At 70.6% G+C, this 20,668-nt stretch carries 20 protein-coding genes; 8 read left to right on the plus strand and 12 right to left on the minus strand.

Annotation, left to right across the window (positions count from 1 at the left end; translation table 11 throughout):
- The first annotated feature begins 61 nt into the window (after positions 1-61).
- Both ACERZO_RS24940 and ACERZO_RS24945 read left to right on the plus strand, forming a co-directional pair.
- Complete coding sequence (locus tag ACERZO_RS24940) at positions 62-1,636, plus strand: sensor histidine kinase (protein WP_372667158.1); 1,575 nt, start codon at positions 62-64, stop codon at positions 1,634-1,636.
- Positions 1,633-2,301, plus strand: coding sequence for a response regulator (locus tag ACERZO_RS24945; protein ID WP_372667159.1), 669 nt, complete (start codon positions 1,633-1,635; stop codon positions 2,299-2,301). Before ACERZO_RS24940 ends, ACERZO_RS24945 begins: the two co-directional genes overlap by 4 nt.
- Before the next feature lie 4 nt (positions 2,302-2,305).
- Here ACERZO_RS24945 and ACERZO_RS24950 read toward each other — a convergent pair whose 3' ends face one another.
- Positions 2,306-2,968, minus strand: coding sequence for a hypothetical protein (locus ACERZO_RS24950; RefSeq protein ID WP_372667160.1), 663 nt, complete (start codon positions 2,966-2,968; stop codon positions 2,306-2,308).
- A 63-nt stretch (positions 2,969-3,031) separates the two neighbouring features.
- Here ACERZO_RS24950 and ACERZO_RS24955 point away from each other — a divergent pair, with 63 nt between their 5' ends.
- Positions 3,032-4,783: a M64 family metallopeptidase gene (locus ACERZO_RS24955; protein ID WP_372667161.1), complete on the plus strand. Its 1,752-nt coding sequence runs from the start codon at positions 3,032-3,034 to the stop codon at positions 4,781-4,783.
- Between the two features lie 526 nt (positions 4,784-5,309).
- Here ACERZO_RS24955 and ACERZO_RS24960 read toward each other — a convergent pair.
- The 8 genes from ACERZO_RS24960 to ACERZO_RS24995 are packed head-to-tail and all read right to left on the minus strand — an operon-like array spanning position 5,310 to position 15,238.
- A complete protein-coding gene (locus ACERZO_RS24960; protein WP_372667162.1) occupies positions 5,310-6,680 on the minus strand; it encodes a beta-N-acetylhexosaminidase in 1,371 nt (456 codons plus the stop codon).
- 1 nt (position 6,681) lies between these two features.
- The gene (locus tag ACERZO_RS24965; protein WP_372667163.1) at positions 6,682-7,530 is read right to left on the minus strand and encodes a carbohydrate ABC transporter permease; all 849 of its coding nucleotides are present in this window, start codon (positions 7,528-7,530) and stop codon (positions 6,682-6,684) included.
- The gene (locus tag ACERZO_RS24970; RefSeq protein ID WP_372667164.1) at positions 7,521-8,468 is read right to left on the minus strand and encodes a carbohydrate ABC transporter permease; all 948 of its coding nucleotides are present in this window, start codon (positions 8,466-8,468) and stop codon (positions 7,521-7,523) included. Before ACERZO_RS24970 ends, ACERZO_RS24965 begins: the two co-directional genes overlap by 10 nt.
- Positions 8,468-9,751 carry an extracellular solute-binding protein gene (locus ACERZO_RS24975; protein WP_372667165.1) on the minus strand — a complete coding sequence of 428 codons (1,284 nt, stop codon included), beginning with the start codon at positions 9,749-9,751 and terminating at the stop codon, positions 8,468-8,470. Before ACERZO_RS24975 ends, ACERZO_RS24970 begins: the two co-directional genes overlap by 1 nt.
- A 31-nt stretch (positions 9,752-9,782) precedes the next feature.
- A complete protein-coding gene (locus tag ACERZO_RS24980) occupies positions 9,783-10,910 on the minus strand; it encodes a lactonase family protein (RefSeq protein ID WP_372667166.1) in 1,128 nt (375 codons plus the stop codon).
- 49 nt (positions 10,911-10,959) lie between these two features.
- The gene (locus tag ACERZO_RS24985) at positions 10,960-12,348 is read right to left on the minus strand and encodes a GntP family permease (protein ID WP_372667167.1); all 1,389 of its coding nucleotides are present in this window, start codon (positions 12,346-12,348) and stop codon (positions 10,960-10,962) included.
- Entirely contained in the window at positions 12,345-13,940 is a 1,596-nt protein-coding gene (locus tag ACERZO_RS24990) for an N-acyl-D-amino-acid deacylase family protein (protein ID WP_372667168.1), read from the minus strand. The genes ACERZO_RS24985 and ACERZO_RS24990 overlap by 4 nt, the downstream gene beginning before the upstream one ends.
- The gene (locus ACERZO_RS24995; RefSeq protein ID WP_372667169.1) at positions 13,940-15,238 is read right to left on the minus strand and encodes an amino acid deaminase; all 1,299 of its coding nucleotides are present in this window, start codon (positions 15,236-15,238) and stop codon (positions 13,940-13,942) included. The genes ACERZO_RS24990 and ACERZO_RS24995 overlap by 1 nt, the downstream gene beginning before the upstream one ends.
- Before the next feature lie 113 nt (positions 15,239-15,351).
- Between ACERZO_RS24995 and ACERZO_RS25000 the strand changes: the two genes are divergently transcribed.
- From ACERZO_RS25000 to ACERZO_RS25010, 3 genes are read left to right on the plus strand one after another with little or no spacing between them, the layout of a single operon-like run.
- On the plus strand, positions 15,352-16,326 hold the full coding sequence (locus ACERZO_RS25000) for a sugar kinase (protein WP_372667170.1): 975 nt from the start codon (positions 15,352-15,354) through the stop codon (positions 16,324-16,326).
- The gene (locus ACERZO_RS25005) at positions 16,323-17,081 is read left to right on the plus strand and encodes an IclR family transcriptional regulator (protein WP_372667171.1); all 759 of its coding nucleotides are present in this window, start codon (positions 16,323-16,325) and stop codon (positions 17,079-17,081) included. The genes ACERZO_RS25000 and ACERZO_RS25005 overlap by 4 nt, the downstream gene beginning before the upstream one ends.
- Positions 17,081-17,464 carry a RidA family protein gene (locus tag ACERZO_RS25010; protein WP_372667172.1) on the plus strand — a complete coding sequence of 128 codons (384 nt, stop codon included), beginning with the start codon at positions 17,081-17,083 and terminating at the stop codon, positions 17,462-17,464. Before ACERZO_RS25005 ends, ACERZO_RS25010 begins: the two co-directional genes overlap by 1 nt.
- Positions 17,465-17,500: 36 nt before the next feature.
- On the opposite strand, the gene ACERZO_RS25015 is transcribed toward ACERZO_RS25010, so the two are convergent.
- Genes ACERZO_RS25015 through ACERZO_RS25025 form a run of 3 tightly spaced genes read right to left on the minus strand, consistent with a single transcriptional unit; the run spans position 17,501 to position 19,544 of the window.
- Complete coding sequence (locus tag ACERZO_RS25015) at positions 17,501-18,496, minus strand: 1-aminocyclopropane-1-carboxylate deaminase (RefSeq protein WP_372667173.1); 996 nt, start codon at positions 18,494-18,496, stop codon at positions 17,501-17,503.
- Positions 18,493-19,128, minus strand: coding sequence for a GntR family transcriptional regulator (locus ACERZO_RS25020; RefSeq protein WP_372667174.1), 636 nt, complete (start codon positions 19,126-19,128; stop codon positions 18,493-18,495). Before ACERZO_RS25020 ends, ACERZO_RS25015 begins: the two co-directional genes overlap by 4 nt.
- Positions 19,129-19,184: 56 nt before the next feature.
- Positions 19,185-19,544, minus strand: coding sequence for a DUF1844 domain-containing protein (locus tag ACERZO_RS25025; protein WP_372667175.1), 360 nt, complete (start codon positions 19,542-19,544; stop codon positions 19,185-19,187).
- A gap of 196 nt (positions 19,545-19,740) precedes the next feature.
- On the opposite strand from ACERZO_RS25025, the gene infC reads away from it, so the two are divergent.
- Positions 19,741-20,349: a translation initiation factor IF-3 gene (infC, locus tag ACERZO_RS25030; RefSeq protein ID WP_086672340.1), complete on the plus strand. Its 609-nt coding sequence runs from the start codon at positions 19,741-19,743 to the stop codon at positions 20,347-20,349.
- A 67-nt stretch (positions 20,350-20,416) separates the two neighbouring features.
- Positions 20,417-20,611 (plus strand): 50S ribosomal protein L35, encoded by a 195-nt coding sequence (gene rpmI / locus ACERZO_RS25035; protein ID WP_086672342.1) that lies wholly within the window; start codon positions 20,417-20,419, stop codon positions 20,609-20,611.
- Positions 20,612-20,668: the final 57 nt, after the last annotated feature.

Raw genomic sequence — 20,668 nt, forward strand, 5'->3', positions numbered from 1 at the left:
GCGGACCGTCCCCTTCGGACACCTGGAGCGCGTGTGCTGGTATGAGGAGGTGCCCCCGACGATGCGGTCCCGCTGGAGCCTCGCCCGTCAGCTGCTCGTGCTGCAGCTGGCGGTGCTGTGCGTGCTCGCCGGCGCCGGCATCACGTTCGCCTACCTCGACGCGTCCCGTGCGGTGAACGAGAACGCGCGCGACCAGGTCCGCGCGGTCGCCTCGGCGGTGGCGGACGCCCCGACCGTCGTCAGCGCGGCGGCGGCGCCGAACCCGAGCGCCACGCTGCAGCCGTACGCGGTGCGCGTGCAGGCCGACACCGGCGTCGACTTCATCACGATCATGAGCCCGGCCGGGATCCGCTACACGCACCCGAACCCGGCGTTGATCGGCCAGCACTACATCGGCAACATCGCGCAGGCGCAGCAGGGGCTGCCCTACACCGAGACCTACACGGGCTCGCTCGGCCCATCGGTGCGCACGGTCGTCCCGGTGCTCGGCCCGGACCGCCGCGTCGTCGCGCTGGTCGCCGTCGGGATCACCGTCGCGGCGATCTCGGCCGAACTGCGCGAACGGCTGTGGCCGCTGTTCGGCGTCGCCGGGGCGGTCCTGGTGGTCGGGGCGCTGGGCGGCTGGCTGATCAGCGCCCGGCTGCGGCGCCAGACCCGCGGGTTCGCGCCGGACGAGCTGAGCAACCTCTTCGAGTACCACGAAGCCGTGCTGCACTCGGTCCGCGAAGGGGTGCTGCTCGTCGGCCGGGACGGGCGGATCGGCCTGTGCAACGACGGCGCGCGCGCCCTCCTCGGCCTGGACGCCGACCCGGTCGGGCGCGAGCTGACTTCGCTGGGTCTGCCGGAGGAGCTGGTCTCGGCCTTCGGGTCCGCGGAAAACCGTGCCGAGGAACTGCACCTGACCGACGCCCGGGTGCTGCTGGTCAGCACGACCGCGGTCCGCTCGGGCGGCCGGGCGCAGGGCACCGTCGTCGTCCTGCGCGACCACACGGAACTGCAGACGCTGACCGGGGAGCTGACCACCGCCCGCGGTCTCGCGGAGGCGCTGCGGTCGCAGGCGCACGAGGCCGCGAACCGGTTGCACACGGTCGTTTCCCTGGTGGAGATCGGCAAACCCGAGCAGGCCGTCGAGTTCGCGACCGCCGAGCTCGCGCTCGCCCAGGAGCTGACCGACCGCGTCGTCGGCGCGGTCGCCGAGCCGGTGCTCGCGGCGCTGCTGCTCGGCAAGGCGGCGGAGGCGAGTGAACGCGGGGTCGAGCTGACGGTCACGCCGGACACGGTGATCGACGACGTCTCGCTCGGCATCGAGGCCCGCGACCTGGTGACGATCCTCGGCAACCTGATCGACAACGGCCTCGACGCGGCCGTGCGCGGCAGCGGGCACCCGAAGGTCGTCGTCACGGCTCGCTCGGAGGACGACGGGCTGCTGCTGCGCGTGGCCGACACCGGGCCGGGCGTGCCCGAGGACGCGGACGTCTTCCGCCGCGGCTGGTCGACGAAGGCGGAGGACGGCCACGGGCTCGGCCTGGCGCTGGTCGGTCAGGCGGTGCGCCGCTACGGCGGCACGGTGGACGTCGGCCACGACGGCGGCGCGGTGTTCACCGTGCGGCTGCCCAGACAGGAGGCGGACCGGTGATCCGGGTGCTGGTGGTGGAGGACGAGCCGGTGGCCGCCGAGGCACATCGCGTGTACGTGGAGAGGCTGCCGGGCTTTTCGGTGGCGGGCGTCGTCCATTCCGGCGGCGAGGCGCTGCGGTTCTGCGAGCGCGAGCCGGTCGACTTGGTACTGCTGGACTTCTACTTGCCGGACACGCACGGCTTGGCGGTGTGCCGGTCGTTGCGCGCGGCGGGGCTGCCGATCGACGTCATCGCGGTGACCTCCGCGCGAGACTTGGGTCTGGTGAAGGCCGCGGTGTCGGTGGGGGTGGTGCAGTACCTGCTGAAGCCGTTCACGTTCGCGAGCTTGCGGGAAAAGCTGGAGCGCTACGCGGAATTCCGCGACGCGTCGGGTGAGGTGACGGGCCAGGCGGAGATCGACCGGGCACTGGGCGCGTTGCGGACGACGGAGCAGCCACCGCTGCCGAAGGGGATGAGCGTCCAGACCCTGGAGGCGATCACCGACGCGTTGTCGGGAGCGGCGGAAGGATTGTCCGCGGGCGCGGCGGCTTCGGCGATCGGTGCGTCACGGGTGACGGCTCGGCGGTATCTGGAGTACTTGGCGGACAACGGGATGGCGCAGCGGGAGCCGCACTACGGCCAGGTGGGCCGGCCTGAAGTCTGGTACCGGTTGACTCGCGTATAACGCCTTACAGCCGGTCGCTCAGGAGCCGGGCGATCTTCGCGTAGACCTCGGGCGCGAACGGGCGCAAGTCGAGCTCGGCCAGCCGCGTCTGGCCGTGCGACTTCTTCGCCACCAGCAGCATGACGTCACCGTATCCGCGGCCGTTGCCGATCACGTTGTCGTTCAGCTTGCAGGTGCGCGTGGTGCCGTCCACGCCCGCGATCGGTGTCGCCGGCTCCACGCACGGCTTGGTCCACTCCTTGACCAGCGCCGCGACCTGACCGGTGCCCGGGACGACTGTGATGTACAGGTCGAACAGCTGCCGGCCGCCGGTTCGGCTGGCGTAGTTGCAGTGGTAGGTCGTCGCGCCCTGCTGCGAGCTCGGCGCCTCCTCGACCGCGTACGTGTCCAGCACGACGCCCATCGCGGCACTCGTCTCGGTCACGCCCAGGAACGGGCACGCCGACGTGACCTTGTCCGGCGAGTGCGGCGGCGGTGGTTGCGGTGTCGTCGGCGGCTGCGAGCCCGGGCCCGGACCCAGTGCGGGCGCTTCCGAAGACGGCCGGTCCGTCGCCGGACGCGTCGACGTCGCCGTCGTCTGCGCGGCCGGCGCGGGCGCCGGCGTCGAACACGCGGTCAGCAGCGCCAGCGCGCCGGCCGCGACCAGGATTCCCCCTCGATTCCCCATTTCGCGAGGATAGCCCGACTTCCGGCGGTTCCGGCGGCTTTTCCGGTGCGGTAGACCGGGACCATGTCGAAGTGGGCCGGATTCTTCGCCGCCGTCGTCCTGACTCTCGGACTCGCCACCCCCGCACCAGCCGCCGAACCGGCCGCCGCGAGTGTCACCGGCGTCCAGGTGACCGGGCCGGCCGCGCAGCGGTTCAACCTCGTCGTCCTCGGGGACGGCTACACCGCAGCCGAACAGCCCAAGTTCTTCGCCGACGTCCAGCGGCACGTCAGCACCCTCTGGTCGCTCGAGCCGTTCAAGTCCTACCGCAGCTACTTCAACGTCTACGCCGTGTCGATCGCCTCGCCCGAGTCCGGTGTGGACTGTGACCCCGCGCTGGACGCACCGCGGCGCGACACCCCGCTGGACATGGGTTTCTGGGGCGGCTGCAACCCGCAGAGCGTCCAGCGCCTGCTGACCGTCGACGACGCGGCCGCGCAGCGGTACGCCGACCTCGTGCCCGGCACGACCAGCGCGAACCGGCAGATCCTGGCGTTGGGGAACAGCTCCACCTACGGCGGCGCGGGCGGGTCGTACGCGACGGCGTCCGGCGGGAACGCGCTTTCCGCGCTGATTTCCCCGCACGAGCTGGGCCACTCGCTCGGCGGCCTCGACGACGAGTACGACTACTACGCCCGCAACGTCCCGGGCGGCGCGTACGAGGGCGGCGAGCCGGCCTCGATCCACCACACGCTCCTCACCGAACAGCAGCTGCGCGACCAGCACGCGAAGTGGTGGCGCTGGCTGGGCGAGCCGAGCGAGTCCGGCGGCACGATCGGCCGGTTCGAAGGCGGCCTCTACACCCAGACCGGCGTCTGGCGGCCCAGCGCGCATTCGATGATGAAGACGCTCGGCTACGCGTTCGACCAGGTCGGCCGCGAGCGGATGACGCAGCGGATTTCGGCGAAGGTACCGCTGATCAGCGGCGGCACCCCGGCCGGGACGATCGGCGCCGACCGCGTCGTGTGGGTCCGTCCAATGCACCCGGTGAGCCACCGGCTCGACGTCGGCTGGACCCTCGACGGCCGTCCGCTGCGCGGTTCGGAGGCCGTCGACCTGCGACAGGCCCAGGTGAAGCCGGGGAAGCACACGTTGACGGCGACGGTGACCGACCCGACGCCGTTCGTCCGCGACCCGGCCGTCCGGCCGACGGCGACCCGCACGTGGATCGTGGACACGTCGGTGGTCACGCCACCCGCGGGTGGTCCGGCGGTCGTGGCGTCGACGCCGACCGCCGCGCCGGTCGGCGGCCACGACGTGGTCTACGTCGAGACGGGGGAGCCGACCGGTGCCATCCCGCCGATCCGCTGGACCCTCGACGGCAGGCCGGCCGGAAGCGGCGCCGACTTCGCCCTGAAGGAGTCACGCGGCGAGCACACGCTGACGGCGACGACCGGCGGGAGCACGTTGACCTGGACGGTGGACGCGGACGGCCCCACGACGACGGTCGCGCTACCACCGGGCACGGTGTTCCACGGGTCGTTCACGATGAAGCTGACGGCGTCGGACGGAATGCCGGAGTTCCGCGTGGATGGCGACGGCTGGCACAAGTACTACGGCTGGCCGACGGACCCGAACGCGCCGTACCTGTTCACGCCCCGCGGGACCGAGATCGACGGCTTGGCGTACGGAAACCTCGGGTCCGGCGGGTTGACGGTGTCGCCGTTCGCCGAACGGAAGCCGGGGTACGGGCGCCACCGGATCGAGTACCGCTCGATCGACGCGGCGGGCAACGTGGGCCCGACGCGGTCGTTCGCGGTGACGCTGCTGCCGTGAAGCGTGCACATCTCGCGACGAATGTGGACAACCCGGCGCGCTGACCGGCTTCCGGCCGGGCTTGTCGGCCACCGTCGATAGCCTGGACTAGGCCCCCGGGGAGGGGGCCGGCAAGTCGCGGCGGTGTGGTCAGCGGCGGCTCCGCCAACGTCGGGCTACCCTTCGGCGACCCAGAACACCGACTTTGCCCGCGCCCCTGCCCGGGAGGGTGGGGGCTGGTCGACGTCGCCGGCCCCGCACACCGCCGCGCCCACATTGCCCGGGGCGGCCAGCGTGGGGCTCACTGAGCGGCCGGTACTCGGCATCCGGTGCGTCCAGCTGTGGATGGGTGGTGATCGCGCAGCTCGGTCAGGAGTTCCACGTAGGCCCCAGAGGCTCTGGTCAGCGCGGTCGGCCCAGCACAACCAGGCCGGGTCTGCCAGGAATGTCGCCCCTCAAGCGGCTGGTACTCGACATCGGCGGGGCCGGCCGAGGCAGGTGGTTGCGCGGTCAGGCCAGGAGTTCCGCGTTGCCCTGCCGGCCCTGATCAGCGCGGCCGGCCCGGCACACCCGGCCGCGTCTGCCACGGATGCGGCCCCTCGAGCGGCCGGTACTCCACCCCCAGCGCATCCAGCCGCGGCAAATGGTGGTCGCGCAACCGCGGCAAAAACTCGGCATAATCCCGCGCCCCGCTACTCCAAGCCACCTCGGCAAACGCCGACAACCGCGGGAAAGCCAGGTAATCCACACGCCGCACATCGTCCAGGTGCTCGCTCCACACCTGCGCCTGCACGCCACGCAACCGCGCCCCCGTCAACGCCGGCTCGTACCCGTACACGTCCTCCAGCGTGTGGACCCAGCCGACCGGGATCGGCTCGTCCGGATCCGGGGACTGGCGGTGGTCGAGGTACACGTGCTGCTCCGGGCACATCACCACGTCGTGTCCGGCCGAAGCCGCTCGCACGCCCGCCTCTTCGTTCTGCCACGAGCCGATCACCATCGGGGGGAGGTCGGGGATGTCGAGGACCTCGTCCCAGCCCATCGGCGTCCGGCCGCGCGCCACCAGGTGCTCCGCCAGCCGCCGGACGAACGCGCGGTGCTCGTCGGTCGCGCCCGGGGTCTCGTCGCCGCCCAGCGCGATCACCGGGGACGGGAAGATCTCCAGCAGGTGGTCGAACACCGTCCGGAAGAAGTCCAAAGTGGATTCAACAGGCGAAAGCAGCGAGGTGCTGATACCCCAGGAAGTCCAGATCTCGTACGAAGACGAAGTCCCCAAAGCGGGATAGGCGGCCAAGGCGGCGCGAGCGTGCCCGGGGATGTCGATCTCCGGAACCACCGTGACCGCCCGGGAAGCCGCGTAAGCCACGATCTCCCGCAAGTCGTCCCCGGTGTAGAACCCGCCGTGCGGACGACCGTCCTGCGCACCACCGCTGCCCACCATCGACGACGGCCGCCACCCGCCCACGGACGTCAACCGGGGATACGCAGGAACCTCGAACCGCCACCCCTGGTCATCGGTCAGGTGCAGGTTCAGCACGTTCAGCTTGTGCGCCGCCAGCAGATCGATGAACCGCAACACTTCGGCCTTGGTCCGGTAGTGCCGGGCGACGTCGAGCAGGCACCCGCGCCAGCCGAACCGCGGGTGGTCCTCGACCACGCCGCACGGCACGGACAGCTCACCACCGATGGAAGCTGCGCGGAAGGCCGGCGGTCCCGCCAGCTGACGCAGTGTCTGCCGCCCGTAGAACTCGCCGGCCGGGTCGCCGCAAAACAGGACCACGCCCGAAGGAGTGATCTCCAACCGGTACCCCTCGGCCGGAAGCGCAGCGGCCCGAACGTCCACGGGGGGCGGCCACGGGCACGAACCCGCGGCGGGCGCAACGGAAACCGGTCGGGGGAGGAGGGTTTCGAAAGCCATGTCAGCCCTTCACGGCGCCGGCCATCCCGGACACCAGCCGTCGTTGGACGAGGACGAAGAACACGAGCACCGGGATCGTCATCAGCGTCGAGGACGCCATCACCGCGCCCCAGTCGGTGTCCTCCGGCTTGAAGAACACCAGGATCGCCTGCGGCAGCGTCTGGTTCTCGGTCTTGGAGATGATGAACGTCTTGGCGAAGAGGAAGTCGTTCCAGGCGTGGATGAACGCGAGCACGCTCACCGCCACGAGCCCCGGCGCCACCAGCGGGAAGAGGATCTGCCAGGTGAACCGCATCCGTGACGCGCCGTCGAGCTTCGCCGCCTCTTCGAGTTCCACCGGCACCGCGGCGACGAACCCGCGCAGCATCCAGATCGCGAACGGCAGGCTGAACGCCAGGTGCACCAGCACCAGCGAACCCAGCTCGTTCAAACCGAAAGCCGGCACCGCCGCGCCGAGGGACCGCATCAGGAAGAACAACGGGATCGTCAGCGCCTCCACCGGAACCATCTGCGCCACCAGGATCATCACCAGCAGCACGGTCCGGCCCTTGAACGAAAACCGCGTCAGCGCGACCGCCGACAAGAACGACAGCAACAGCGAAAGCACGACGACGACCAGCGCCACCACCAGGCTGTTCACGAAGAACCGCCCGAAGCCGGAAACCGTGAGCACGCGCGAAAAACTGTCGAACGACGGGCTGAACGTCCACGGCTTCGGGTTCGCCGACTGGATTTCGCCCGCCGGCTTGAACGCCGAGAGCAGCATCCAGTACAGGGGGAACGCGACGATCCCGGCGATCACGACCGTGACGACTTCGGCGATCAGCCGCCCGGGGCGTTTCACAGCCATGCCGCGCTCCGGCGCTGCGACCGGACGTACAGCCCGGTGACCGAGAGCAGCAAGAGCGTCATGACGACTCCGATCGCCGAGCCGAGGCCGTACTCCTGCCCGGCGAAAGCCTGTTGGTACGCATAGACGTTGAGGACCAGGTTGCGTCCGGCGACGCCGCCGCCGTTGGTCATCACGTAGATCTGGGTGAACACCTTGAAGTCCCAGATGATCGACTGGACGGTCGCGATCATCAGCAGCGGCCGCACCATCGGCAGCACGATCGACCACGTCGTCCGCCACACTGACGCGCCGTCGAGCGACGCGGCTTCCAGGACCTCGTCCGGGACGCCCTTGATGCCCGCGTACATCGTGACCAGCACGAACGGGAACGAGCACCAGATCACCTCGGCGGCGACCAGCCCGAACGCGCCGAGCGTGCCGAAGGTCCACGAGTGGTGCTCGAACGGCAGCCCGATCCCCGACAGCACCTCGTTGACCAGGCCGAAGTCGGTGTCGAAGAGGAACAGCCAGACGTAGGAGCCCGCGATCGCCGGCGTCGACCACGCGCCCAGCGCGGCCAGGAACAGCAGTGTCCGGGGGAGCGAACGCACCCGCGAAGCCACCACCGCGAGCCCGGTGCCGACGACGAGCGAGCCGACGACGCACGCCGCGGCGAACCCGACCGTCTTGCCGAGCACGGTCCAGAACTGCACCTGGGACAGCAGGTCGGTGTAGTTCGCGAAGCCGAGGAACACCAGCGGCGCGTTGCCCGCGGCCTGCGGCTGGCCGTAGTCGTAGAACGAGATCAGGACCAGCTGGTAGATCGGGTAGGCCAGCATCGCCGCGAGCAGGATGCCCGCCGGGGCGAGGTAGAGGGCGGCCGCCCGGCCGTCCCCCTTCCGCCTCGGCCGCCGCGCGGGCGCCGTGACGGAAGGGGCTTCCTGGACGGTCACCACTACCCGAAGGCCTTGTCCATCGCCGCGGCCGCGTCGGTCAGGGCCGCCGCCGGGTCCTTGCCGCCGGTCGCGATCTGCTGGACGGCGGTCGGCAGCACGTTCTGGCTGTCGATCTTCGACCACGCCGGTGTCGCCGGGACGAACTTCGTGCCCGCCTTGAGCGTGTCGACGAACGGCTTGAGGAACGGGTCGTTCGCCGCGAGCTTCTGCTGCACGCTGCTCAGCGTCGGCAGGTTCCCCATCGCCGTGTACATCTTTTCCTGGTACTTCGCGCCGCCGAGCAGTTCGACGAATTCCAGCGCGAGGCTGCGGTGCTTGGAAGCGTTGAACACGCCCAGGAGGTTGCCGCCGGCGAACGCAGGGGCGGTGCTGCCCGCGGTCGTGCCCGGGATCGGGACGACGGCGTACTTGCCCTTGACCGCGCCCTGTTCGACGGCCTTGCGGTTGAAGTCGCCGCCGATGGTCATCCCGGCCTTGCCGCCGGCGAACGCCGTGACGCTCTGCGTGCCGGTCAGGTTCGCGCACTGCGCGGGCGGGCAGATGTCGTCCTTGAGCAGGCTCGCGTACTGCGTCACGCCGGCCTTGGCCTTGTCCTCGGTCACCGCCGACTTCCACTTGCCGCCGTTGTCCGTCGCCAGCTCACCGCCGTTGGCCCAGAGGAAGGGCAGCATCGCGTAGGTGTACTTGCCGCCGACGGAGATGCCGTAGAGGTCCGGCTTGGCGGCGCGGATGCGACGGGCGGTGTCGGTCAGTTCGGTGAGTGTCGTCGGCGGCTTGAGGCCGAGTTCGGTGAAGACGTCGGTGCGGTAGTAGAGCGCCCGGATGCCGGTGTACCAGGGCAGGCCGTAGGTCTTGCCACCGGACTTCGCCGTGTCCAGCACCGTCGGGATGAGGTCCTTGCCTTCGCTCCACGACCCGAGGTCGCCGGTCAGGTCGGCCAGCGCGCCGGTGGCGGCGTAGCTGGAGACGTCGGTGTTGCCGAACTCGGCGACGTCCGGCGCGTTGGCCGGGTCGTTGAAGGCGCCGGAGAACTTGTCGGCGCGGCCCTCGACCGGTACCCACTGGACGTCGACCTCGACGCCCTGGTGCGCGGCCTTGAACTCGGTGATGGCGTCCTTGACCGCGGCCTCCTTCGGCGCGCGGTTGGCCTCGTCGAACAGCCAGACGCGGACGGTGCCGGTCTTGTCGTCCCCGCCGGAGCCGGCGGGCGCGGACTGGGTGGGCGCGCAGCCGGCGAGCAGGGCCAGCCCGGCGACCAAGGGCAGGGTGCGGCGCAGTCTCATGACGGATCCTCCAGTGGGTACCTGAACGGCGTCAGGCGAAGTAGACCGAGTTGACGCTGCCGACGGCGAGCGAGCCGGCGACCGCGCCGGGAAGGCCGGTGGCCGGGTCGCGCGGCAGCCAGGTGACGGTGCCGGACCGCTGGTTCGAGACGTAGAACCAGTTCTCGCCGGGGTCGAGGGCCACGTGCCGCGGCCAGTTGCCGCCACTGGACACAGTGGACACCAGCTTCAGCGAGGCACCGGCGACGGAGAACGTCGCCAGGGTGTTGGGCCCGCGGACGGTGGCGTAGGCGAACTTCCCGTCCTTCGACAGCGTGATCTCGCCGGGGTACAGGTCGCCGGTGCTGCCCGGCGGCACGGCCGGGACGACGGAAAGCGCCTTCAGCGTGCCGGTGACCGCGTCCCAGCTCGCGACCGTCACCTCCGGCCGCAGCTCCTGCAGGATGTAGGCGAACGTCCCGGTCCGGTCGAACGCGAGGTGCCGCGGCCCGGCGCCGGCGGGCAGCTTCAGCTGCTGGTGCAGCGAAAGCTTCCCGGTGGCGACGTCGAGCGAGTACACGTACACCGAGTCGGCGCCGAGGTCGACCGACAGCACCCAGCGGCCGGTCGGGTCGTTGACGACCTGGTGGGCGTGGGCCTGCCCGGAATCGGCCTGGTGCGTCACGAGGTCCGTGGCCGCGCCGAGCTTGCCCCCGGCCAGGATCGGCAGCACGACGACGCTGCCCGAGCTGTAGTTCGCCGCCAGCACGTACTTCTGGCTCGAGTGCACGCTCAGGTGCGTCGGCGCGCCGCCCTTCGAGGAAACCTTGTTGAGCAGCTTCGGGTTCGTCGCGTCGGCGATGTTCAGCGCCGACACGTACCCGTTCGGGTCGCCTTCGTTGGTGACGTACAGGGTCTTGCCGTCGGCCCCGCGGTCGAACCACGACGTGTCGGTGATGCCGGGCACCGTGCGCACGGGGTTGAGCGTCGCGCCCGACCGGGTCGTGACGTCGAGGCCGTGGCCGGTCGCCCCGCTGGTGTAGCTGCCGATGTACCCGGTCCCTCCGGCGATGCAGCCCTTCGAGGTGGTGACCGCGGACGCGAGCGGCGCGCCGAGTACGGTGGCGGCACTCGCGCCCGCGGCGGCGCCGAGGAACGTGCGACGGGAAAGTCCGGTCATCGTCATTGTCTCCCAACGGGTTCGGGTCGGCGGCTCACCCCAGTATGGTCTAGACCACGGCCATGAGCAATGCCGAAGCGCCGAATCCGGAAAGGGAAAGCACGGTTTCCAGCGCCGTCCAGGACTTCAGCGTCTGCGGCACCGTCAGGTTGAAGTACCGCGAAACGATCCAGAACCCGCCGTCGTTGACGTGCGAGGCGATGATCGACCCGGCCGAGATCGCCATGACGAGCAGCGCCAGCTGGATCTGCGAATACCCGAGCTGCGCCACGGTCGGCGCGATGATCCCGCTCGTGGTCACGATGGCGACCGTCGCCGAACCCTGCGCGATCCGCATGCCGCAGCTGATCACGTACGCCGCGAGCAGCACCGGCAGCCCGGCGTCGTGCAGCGAGTCGGCCACGGCCTTGCCGATGCCGGTCGCCGAGAGCACCGCGCCGAAGAACGCGCCCGCGCCGACGACCAGCAGGATCATCGCGACCGGCCGCAGCGACTTCGCGGCCAGCTCGTTGAGGTCCTTGCCGGTGAACCCGCGCCGCAGCCCGAGCAGCCAGGACGCGAGCAGCACGGCGACGGTCAAGGCGACGGCGGGCGTGCCGATGAACGCGGCGACCCCGGCGAGCGCCGAGTTCTTGGGCAGCCAGATGCTGCCGAACGTGCCGGCCAGGATCAGCACCAGCGGCACCGCGATGATCGCGGCGACCAGGCCGAGCGACGGCGGGTTCTCCTCCTTCTCGCCTTCTTCCTCGGCGAAGACCATGTCCTCGGGGACGTCGACGACGATTCGCTTGCCGATCCACGTCGAGTAGAGCACGCCGCCGATGAGGAACGCGGGGATGCCGCAGGCCAGGCCCATGAGGATGATCCAGCCGAGCTCGACGTGCAGCAGGCCGGCCGCGGCCACCGGGCCGGGGTGCGGCGGCAGGAAGGCGTGCGTGATCGACAGGCCGGCCAGCAGCGGCATCGCGTACAGCACCAGCGACTTGCCGCCCTGCTTCGCGGCGACGTAGACGAGCGGCGCCAGCACGAAGATGCCGATGTCGAAGAACACCGGGATGCCGAAGACGAACCCGGCGACGCCCATCGCCAGCGGCGCCCGCTTCTCGCCGAACGACCGCAGCAACGCGCCGGTGAGCACTTTCGCGCCACCCGAGCGTTCCAGGATCGACCCGAGGATCGTGCCCAGGCCGATGATCGCCGTGATGTGCCCGAGGATGCTGCCGAACCCCTTCTCCAGCAAGGAATCCGACGCCTTCTGGGCGGAGCCGACGATCGTCCCGACGGGCAGGCCCGCGGCCAGCGCCGTCAGCAGGCCGACCACGATCAGCGCGATGAACGGCTCCAGCTTCAGCTTGATGATCAGCACCAGCAGGACGGCGATCGAGACGGCGGCGAGCGTCAGCAGCCCGCCCGTGGTGTGTTGCAGCCAGTGGATCATCGAGCTCTCCGGGGGTTGCGCAGGGAGTGGCCGGCGAGGGCGCCGGTGGGGGTTCCGTCGTCGAGGGCGGCGACGCCGTTGACGAAGACGTGGGTGATGCCCGCGGCGGGCTGCCGCGGGTCGTCGAAGGTGGCGGTGTCGGCGACCGCGTCCGGGTCGAACAGCACCAGGTCGGCGGCGCACCCGGCGCGGACCAGCCCGCGGTCGGTCAGCCGCAATCGCCGCGCGGCCCGCCCGGTCAGGTGGGCGACGCACTCGGCGAGGTCCAGCACACCCAGTTCGCGGACGTACCGGGCCAGGTAGCGGGGGAACGTGCCCCACGCGCGCGGGTGCGGCCGGGCGCCGACCAGGAGGCCGTCGCTGCCGCCGGTGTGCGTGCGGTGCCGCATGATGGCCTGCACGTTCTCCTCGTGCCCGACGTGCATCAGGCACGACGTGCCGAGCTTCTCGTCGAGCAGCGTGTCGCAGTACAGTTTCGCCGGCTCGGTGCCCTGTGTGCGCGCGGATGCGGCGACGCTGTGCCCGACGAGGTGGGCGTTGCGCTCGTTGCGGACGCCGTTGATTTCGATGGCGTCCCAGTCGATCGGGACGCCGTGCGCACCGTCCGAACCGGACTCCTCGATGGCCACCCGGATCCGCTCGCGGGTGTCCACATCGGACAGCCGGGCCAGGGTGGCGTCGAGCCCGCCCTCGGCAGCCCAGCTCGGCAGCAGCGCGGAAAGGTAGGTCGCGCCGGGCAGGTACGGGTAGGTGTCGAGGCTGACGTCGCAGCCGTCGTCGAGCGCGTCGTCGAGGAGCTTCAGCAGGTCGGGTGCCTTGCCCTTGTTGACCGAGAAGTTCATCGTCGCGTGCGCCAGGTGCAGCGGGCAGCCGGACTGGCGGCTGACGTCGATCATCTCGGCGAACGCTTCCAGCGCGCCCTTGCCGTAGCTGCGGTGGTGCGGGCTGTAGAACCCGCCGCCTTCGCCGACCACGCGGCACAGCTCGACCAGCTCGCTCGTTTCGGCGTACATCCCCGGCGTGTAGGTCAGGCCGGACGACATCCCCATCGCGCCTTCGGCCAACCCGGTGGCGACGAGTTCCTTCATCCGCGTCAGCTCGGCGTCGGTGGCCGGGCGGTCGTCCCAGCCGACGGCGAGCATTCGGACCGTGCCCTGCGGCACCAGGTAGGCCGCGTTCACCGCGACACCCCGGTCGAGGCGGTCGAGGTACTCGCCGACCGAGCGCCAGTTCCAGTCGAACCCCGGCGGGTCGTCGTTCCAGCCGGCCAGCTGCTGCCGCAGCGCGTCCAGGACGACATCGTCGACCGGCGCGTACGACAGCCCGTCCTGCCCGAGCACCTCGGTCGTGACGCCCTGGGTGATCTTGGCCGGGTGGTCCGGGTTGGCCAGCAGCTGCAGGTCGGAGTGCGAGTGCATGTCGATGAACCCGGGCGCGAGCACCAGGCCGTCGGCGTCGATCGTCCGGCCGCCGGTCAGCGAGCCCGCGTCGGCGACTTCCGCGATCTTCCCGCCGGAGATGCCGACGTCGTGGCGGGCGAGGGGCTCGCCGGTGCCGTCGGCGACCAGCGCGTTCTTGACGACGACGTCCATCAGAACCACGTCCGCACCAGGTCGACGACGGTTTCGCCGTCCGCGGCGGTCACCGGCAGCAGCGGCCACTTGTCGAACACCGTGCACGGGTGCGACAGGCCGAGCCCGACCCAGTCGCCCACCTCGATCGGCGAGCCGGCCGACAGCGTCAGGAAGGCGTGCTGGTCGTTCATCTTCGCGACGACGTGCCCGTCGAGGGGCTCGGCGGGACCGTTCGGCGTCCGGCGCAGCTGCGGCTCGGGCATGCCTTCGTCGAAGGACGCGTCGCGCTTGCCGATCGTCAGCAGCGCGAGGGTGTCCGACGGCTTCGACGTCACCTGCGCCCAGGCGCGCAGGGCGGGCCGGAACGACTCGACGCCGTCGATGCGCGGGTGGTCGCCGAGCGGGGAGATCTCGCGGTAGAAGCCGTCGTCGTGGGTGACGTACGCACCGCTGCGCAGCACCGGCAGCACGTCGAGCCCGGCTGGCCACGGCTTGGTCAGCTCGTTCGCGACCTGGTCGAAGTACGCGCTGCCGCCGGCGGTGACGATGACCTGCCCGTCGAGCAGTCCCTTGTCCGCGAACGCGATCGCGAGGTCCCGCAGACCGTCCACATAGGAGCTGATCTTGGCGAGCGCGGCTTCGTCGGTGTGGTGGGAGAGCGCGCCCTCGTAGCCACCGGTGCCCCGCAGCCGCAGGACCGGGCTGGCGTCCACGGCTTCGGCGACGGCCCAGGCGGTCGCGGTGTCGCGGACGCCCGTGCGGCCGCCGTCGGCGCCGAGTTCGAGCAGGACGTCCACCGGGCGTTCGCTGCCTTCGAGGGCTTCGGTCATCAGCTCCACGCCGCGGACCGAGTCGACCCAGCAGACGAACTCGAAGTCCGGGTCGGCCGCCAGCTCGTCGGCCAGCCAGCGCAGGCCGGCGGGGTCGAGGAACTGGTTGGCGAGCAGGATCCGCGAGACGCCGAAGGCGCGGTAGATCCGGAGGTGGCCGGCGTTCGCGCAGGTCATGCCCCACGCGCCGTGCTCGATCTGGCGGGCGAACAGCTGCGGGGCCATGGTGGTCTTGCCGTGCGGGGCGAGCACGACGCCGCGGGCGGCGCACCAGGCGGCCATCGTCCGCAGGTTGTGTTCGAGCGCTTCTTCGTCGAGGACGACGAAGGGCGCGAAGAACCCGTCGGTGAAGAGGTTGAGCCGGCGGTCCGCGGCTTCGGCCAGGGTGAGCCCGGTCAGGGCGGGGGCGGCCGAGCGGAAGCGCCAGTCGACCCGCTCCTGGCGGAGGGCGTCGAGCGCGGCGGTGTTCATGGTGCAGGCGTTCATCGGCGGCGACCTCGGTTGCGTATGTTGCAACGACTGTTGCGCATTTTGAGTGCCATAGGTGTAGCATCCGGGTCGCCACAGGTCAACGGGGTGACGGACAGGGGAGACGGAAAGTGACGAGCGGGCCCGAGGTGCTGTGTATCGGCGAAACGATGGCGCTGTTCGTGCCCGCCGAACCCGGCCCGCCGGACGAGGTGAAGCGGTGGTTGCGCACGATCGGCGGCGCCGAGTCGAACGTGGCCTGCAACCTGCCGACGCTGGGGGTGCGCAGCGGCTGGGTGAGCGCGGTCGGGGACGACCCGTTCGGCCGGGCGATGCTGCGGGAGGTCGCTTCCCACGGCGTCGACGTCAGCGCGTGCTTCGTCGACCCGACCCGCCCGACCGGGCTCTACGTCAAGGAAAGCGGCGCGGGCGGCAGTCCGGTGCGCTACTACCGGGCGGGCTCGGCGGCGTCGGCGATGGACCCGTCGCTGCTGGACCGGCTCGACCTCGACGGCGTCCGCGTGCTGCACCTGTCCGGCATCACCCCGGCGCTGTCCGAGAGCTGCCTCGCGCTCGTCCGGGCCTTGCTGGAAATGCCTCGCGGTGACCGGCTGATCTCGTTCGACGTCAACCTGCGCCCCGCGCTCTGGACGGGCCGCGACCCGCGCCTGCTCGCCGAACTGGCCGGGCAGGCCGACATCGTCCTGACCGGCGACGACGAGGCCCAGCACGTCTGGGGGACCGGCGACCCCGCCGAGCTGCGGGCACTGCTGCCGGGGCCGCGCACGCTGGTCGTCAAGCACGGCGAACGCGGCGCGACGCTCGTCGAGGGCGAGCCGCTGTTCGCGCCCGCGCTGAAGGTCGACGTCGTCGAGCCGGTCGGCGCCGGCGACGCGTTCGCCGCGGGCTTCCTCGCCGCCACCCTGCGCGGCGCCGAGCCCCTGGCCCGGCTGCGCCAGGGTCACCTGCAGGCCGCCGTCACCCTGCTCACCCACGACGACGTCGGGGTGCCGCTGCCGCGTCCGGTGGTGGATAGCCTGCTGCAGGCGGGTCCGGACGAGTGGAGTTCGGCCCGGCTGACCGGAGAGGGGCTGGTGCGGACGTGAGCCAGAGTCTGGACCGCGCGTTGACGCTGCTGAACTCGATCGCCAAGGACGCACGCACCCTCGACGACCTCGCCGAGGAGATCGGCGTGCACAAGTCGACCGTGCTGCGGCTGCTGCGCACCCTCGAGCAGCACCACTTCGTCCGCCGCGAAGGCGCCCGCTACTACCGGCTGGGCAGCGCGATGTTCGACCTGGCCAACCAGGCGCTCGACTCGATCGACGTCCGGCGCAGCGCCCAGCCCGCGCTGGCCGCGCTCAACGCGCGCACCGGCCACACGGTGCACCTGGCCAGCTACGACGACGGCGAGGTCGTCTACATCGACAAGTACGAGGGCCGGCACTCGGTCCGGATGTACTCGCGCGTCGGGAAGCGGGCACCGCTGCACTGCACGGCGGTCGGCAAAGTACTGGTCGCGGCGATGCCACAGGCCCGCCGCGAGGAGATCGCGCGGTCGATCGAGTACCCGGTCCTGACGCCGAACACGATCACCTCGGCGTCGGACTTCTTGACGGAGCTGGAGCGGGTCGCCCGCCTCGGGTACGCCGTCGACAACGCCGAGCACGAGGACTTCATTCACTGCATCGCCGCACCGGTGCGCGGGGCGGACGGCGAAGTGCTGGCCGCCGCGTCGATGTCGGTGCCGAAGGTGCTGCTCGACTACGAAGGCCTGCTCGCGCTGGTCCCGGACCTGCGCGCCGCGACCACGGAAGCTTCCGTCCACAGTGGATGGACGGAGAACGGAAAGGGGCACTGATGAGCAAGACGGCAGTTTCCACCGAGAACGCGCCGAAGCCGCCGGCGAAGTTCTCGCAGGCCGTCCGCAAGGGGAACCTGCTGCAGGTCGCCGGCCAGGTCGCCTTCGACCCGGCCACGAACGAGATCGTCGGCGGCGACGTCGTCGGCCAGACGCGGCAGACGTTCAAGAACATCGAGGCCGTGCTGGCCGAGGCGGGCTCGAGCCTCGCCGACGCGATCATGGTCCGCGTCTACCTGACCGACACCGCGCACTTCGCGCCGTTCAACGAGGTCTACAACGAGCTGATCGGCGACGCGCCGCACGCCGCCCGCACGACGGTGTACGTCGGCCTGCCGGGCGAGCTCCTCGTCGAGATCGACGTGCTCTGCGTGCTGGACTGAGGCTTTCCCGGGGCCGGCTTCCCGGCCCCGGGGTGCTCAGCCGAGGACGCTCGTGTAGCCGTTGAGCGCGGGCTGCCCGCCGAGGTGGGCGTAGAGGACGTTCGAGCCCCGCTCGATTTCGCCGCTCCCGACGAGGTCGATCAGCGCGGCCATCGACTTGCCCTCGTACACCGGGTCGGTGATCATGCCCTCCAGCCGGGCGCAGGTCTCGATCGCGTCCACGCATGCCTTGTCGGGAATGCCGTAGATCCCGGCGTGGTAGCGGTCGTCCAGCTCGACTTCCGGGATCTCGCCGGCGCCGATCAGCTCGGCGGTGTTGCGCGCGATGCGCGTGATCTGCTCGCGGGTCTCGTCGGGCTTCGCGGAGGCGTCGATGCCGAGGATCCTCCTCGGGCGGCCGAGTGCCGTGCCCGCCACCATGCCGCCCTGGGTGCTGCCGGTGACCGAGCAGACGATCACGGTGTCGAAGAAGACGCCGAGCTCCTTTTCCTGCTGTTCCAGTTCGACGATCCAGTTCGCGAACCCGAGGCCGCCGAGCCGGTGGTCCGACGCGCCGGCCGGGATGGCGTAGGGCTTGCCGCCGTTCGCTTCGATTTCGGCGACCGCGTCCTCCCACGCCTGCTTGAAGCCGATGCCGAAGCCGGCGTCGACGAGCCGGACGTCCGCGCCGAGGATGCGCGAGAGCTGGATGTTGCCGACCTTGTCGTAGAGCGGGTCGTGCCAGTCGACCCAGCTTTCCTGCACCAGCACGGCTTTCAGCCCGGCCCGCGCCGCGGCGGCGGCGACCTGGCGGGTGTGGTTGGACTGGACGCCGCCGATGGAGACGAGGGTGTCGGCGCCTTGCGCGAGCGCGTCCGCGACGAGGTATTCGAGCTTGCGGGTCTTGTTGCCGCCGTAGGCGAGACCGGAGTTGACGTCCTCGCGCTTGGCCCAGACGTTCGCGCCACCGAGGTGTTTCGTGAGCCGATCCAGGGGGTGCACCGGTGACGGGCCGAACAGCAGGGGGTAGCGGGGGAAGTCGGCGAGGGTCATCGGTCCTCCAGCAGGTCGGTCCAGATGGTCGAGATCACGGAGACCGCCGTGCCGGTGTCGCGGGCTTCGAGGGCGTCGATGAGCCGCGTGTGGCGTTCGACGGAGTTCCAGGCGAGAGCCGAGCTGAAGCGCGCGTGCTCCAGCCGGCGCAGCAAGGGCGTGTAGCGGTCGAGCGTCGCGGCGACGGCGGCGTTGCCCGCCAGTCGGACGGGGATGTCGTGCAGCTCGTCGTCCGCTTTGACCGCGGCCTCCACGTCACCGGCCTCGATCGCCTTCGCGAACCGGTCGTTGGCGGCGCGCATGGCGGCGATGTCCGCCGGGCGGCATCTCGCGGCCGCTTCTTTCACCGCGAACTCGTGCAGCACGCGCACGATCTGCCGGGCGTCGATGACGTCGCGCGACATGACTTCGGAGACCCGTGTGTAGCTCTGCGGCTTCGATTCGACGAGTCCGTCGTCGGCCAGTCGCCGGAGCGCTTCGCGGACGGGAGCCTTGGAGAGGCCGAGCTGGTCGGCGAGATCGCCGTCGCGCAGGGGCGTGCCCGGTGGCAAGGACCCGTCGACGATGGCGCGTCGGATTCGGTCGTATGCCTCATCCCGCAGCAAGGGACGGGTGACCTTTGAGAGACTCACATCTAACATGTTAGTTGCGTGAAGACTCGCCCGGCAACAACCGGACGAGTGAAAGGTCAGTAGACGGGGCCGGTGTACTTTTCGCCGGGGCCCTGGCCGGGCTCGTCGGGCACGGCCGAAGCCTCCCGGAACGCCTTCTGGAGCGACTGCAGACCGTCCCGCAACGGCCCGGCGTGCAGGCCCAGGTACTCCGCCGACGCCGTCACGAGCCCGGCCAGCGCGGTGATGAGCCGGCGGGCTTCGTCGAGGTCGCGGTGCGGGGACTTCGCCGGGTCGGCGTCGGCGAGGCCGAGCCGTTCGGCGCCGGCCGACAGCAGCATCACCGCCGCGCGGCTGATCACCTCCACGCTGGGGATCTCGGCCAGGTGGCGGTCGTCCGGGGAATAGGGGGCCTGTTCGGAGGGTTGATCTGACACGTCTGGTACCCTTCCACGAGCGACCAGCCCCCGAGCGATCGGGGGCGGCAAGTGGAGCCCCGCTCCCACCCGCGTCACCGTACAGGTGGCCGGGTCCGGTCTCGCCCGGACACAGTCCAGGGTGAAGAAGTGTCCTCCGGGACACGATCGGAAACAGAGTGGGCCCCGCGCACCGAACGGTGTCGGGGCCTTCGCTATGTGGGCACCAGGTCGAAACGAGAACAGGAAACATTCCTCGGACCAAGGAGGCCCCATCAGCTCCGAGACACGCATCAACGACCGAATCCGGGTGCCGGAGGTCCGACTCGTCGGGCCCGCCGGTGAACAGGTCGGCATCGTCCGGATCGAGGATGCGCTGCGCCTGGCGCAGGAGAACGATCTCGACCTCGTCGAGGTCGCGCCGCAGGCCCGTCCGCCGGTGTGCAAGCTCATGGACTTCGGCAAGTTCAAGTACGAGAGCGCGCAGAAGGCCCGTGAGTCGCGGCGCAACCAGCAGCTGACCGTCATCAAGGAACAGAAGCTGCGCCCCAAGATCGACCAGCACGACTACGAGACCAAGAAGGGTCACGTGTCGCGCTTCCTGGCGGCGGGCAACAAGGTCAAGGTCACGATCATGTTCCGTGGTCGCGAGCAGTCCCGGCCGGAGCTCGGTTTCCGGCTGCTGCAGAAGCTCGCCGACGACGTGACCGAGCTGGGCTTCGTGGAGTCGTCGCCCAAGCAGGACGGTCGGAACATGATCATGGTGCTGGCCCCGCACAAGAACGTGAAGCCGAAGGCGAAGGCCGAGGCGGCCCCCGAGGCCTGAGCGCCGACCAGCACATGCCAGCGGCTCACCGGATCTCCGGTGAGCCGCCGCACGAAAGAGGACTGAAATGCCGAAGATGAAGACCCACAGCGGGACGTCCAAGCGGATCCGCGTCACGGGCACGGGCAAGCTGCGCCGCCAGAAGGCCGGTCGCCGCCACCTGATGGAGAAGAAGTCGAACCGCCTCACCCGCCGGCTCGAGGGCACCACCGAGCTCGCGAAGACCGAGGCCGGCCGCGTCAAGCGCCTGCTCGGCATCTGATCCCGCAGAACTTGCTGTAACCACCCGGGGCGTCCCCCTTCGCCCCCTGATATCGAC

Origin of the sequence: Amycolatopsis kentuckyensis (assembly GCF_041679295.1) — a bacterium.
GTDB classification, from domain to species: domain Bacteria; phylum Actinomycetota; class Actinomycetes; order Mycobacteriales; family Pseudonocardiaceae; genus Amycolatopsis; species Amycolatopsis kentuckyensis_A.

Coding starts and splice junctions, on each gene's coding strand:
- ACERZO_RS24940 (WP_372667158.1), top strand. CDS start 62: ATGCGGTCCCGCTGGAGCCTCGCCCGTCAGCTGCTCGTGCTGCAGCTG.
- ACERZO_RS24950 (WP_372667160.1), bottom strand. CDS start 2,968: ATGGGGAATCGAGGGGGAATCCTGGTCGCGGCCGGCGCGCTGGCGCTG.
- ACERZO_RS24955 (WP_372667161.1), top strand. CDS start 3,032: ATGTCGAAGTGGGCCGGATTCTTCGCCGCCGTCGTCCTGACTCTCGGA.
- ACERZO_RS24960 (WP_372667162.1), bottom strand. CDS start 6,680: ATGGCTTTCGAAACCCTCCTCCCCCGACCGGTTTCCGTTGCGCCCGCC.
- ACERZO_RS24965 (WP_372667163.1), bottom strand. CDS start 7,530: ATGGCTGTGAAACGCCCCGGGCGGCTGATCGCCGAAGTCGTCACGGTC.
- ACERZO_RS24975 (WP_372667165.1), bottom strand. CDS start 9,751: ATGAGACTGCGCCGCACCCTGCCCTTGGTCGCCGGGCTGGCCCTGCTC.
- ACERZO_RS24980 (WP_372667166.1), bottom strand. CDS start 10,910: ATGACCGGACTTTCCCGTCGCACGTTCCTCGGCGCCGCCGCGGGCGCG.
- ACERZO_RS24985 (WP_372667167.1), bottom strand. CDS start 12,348: ATGATCCACTGGCTGCAACACACCACGGGCGGGCTGCTGACGCTCGCC.
- ACERZO_RS24990 (WP_372667168.1), bottom strand. CDS start 13,940: ATGGACGTCGTCGTCAAGAACGCGCTGGTCGCCGACGGCACCGGCGAG.
- ACERZO_RS24995 (WP_372667169.1), bottom strand. CDS start 15,238: ATGAACGCCTGCACCATGAACACCGCCGCGCTCGACGCCCTCCGCCAG.
- ACERZO_RS25010 (WP_372667172.1), top strand. CDS start 17,081: ATGAGCAAGACGGCAGTTTCCACCGAGAACGCGCCGAAGCCGCCGGCG.
- ACERZO_RS25015 (WP_372667173.1), bottom strand. CDS start 18,496: ATGACCCTCGCCGACTTCCCCCGCTACCCCCTGCTGTTCGGCCCGTCA.
- infC (WP_086672340.1), top strand. CDS start 19,741: ATGTGGGCACCAGGTCGAAACGAGAACAGGAAACATTCCTCGGACCAA.
- rpmI (WP_086672342.1), top strand. CDS start 20,417: ATGCCGAAGATGAAGACCCACAGCGGGACGTCCAAGCGGATCCGCGTC.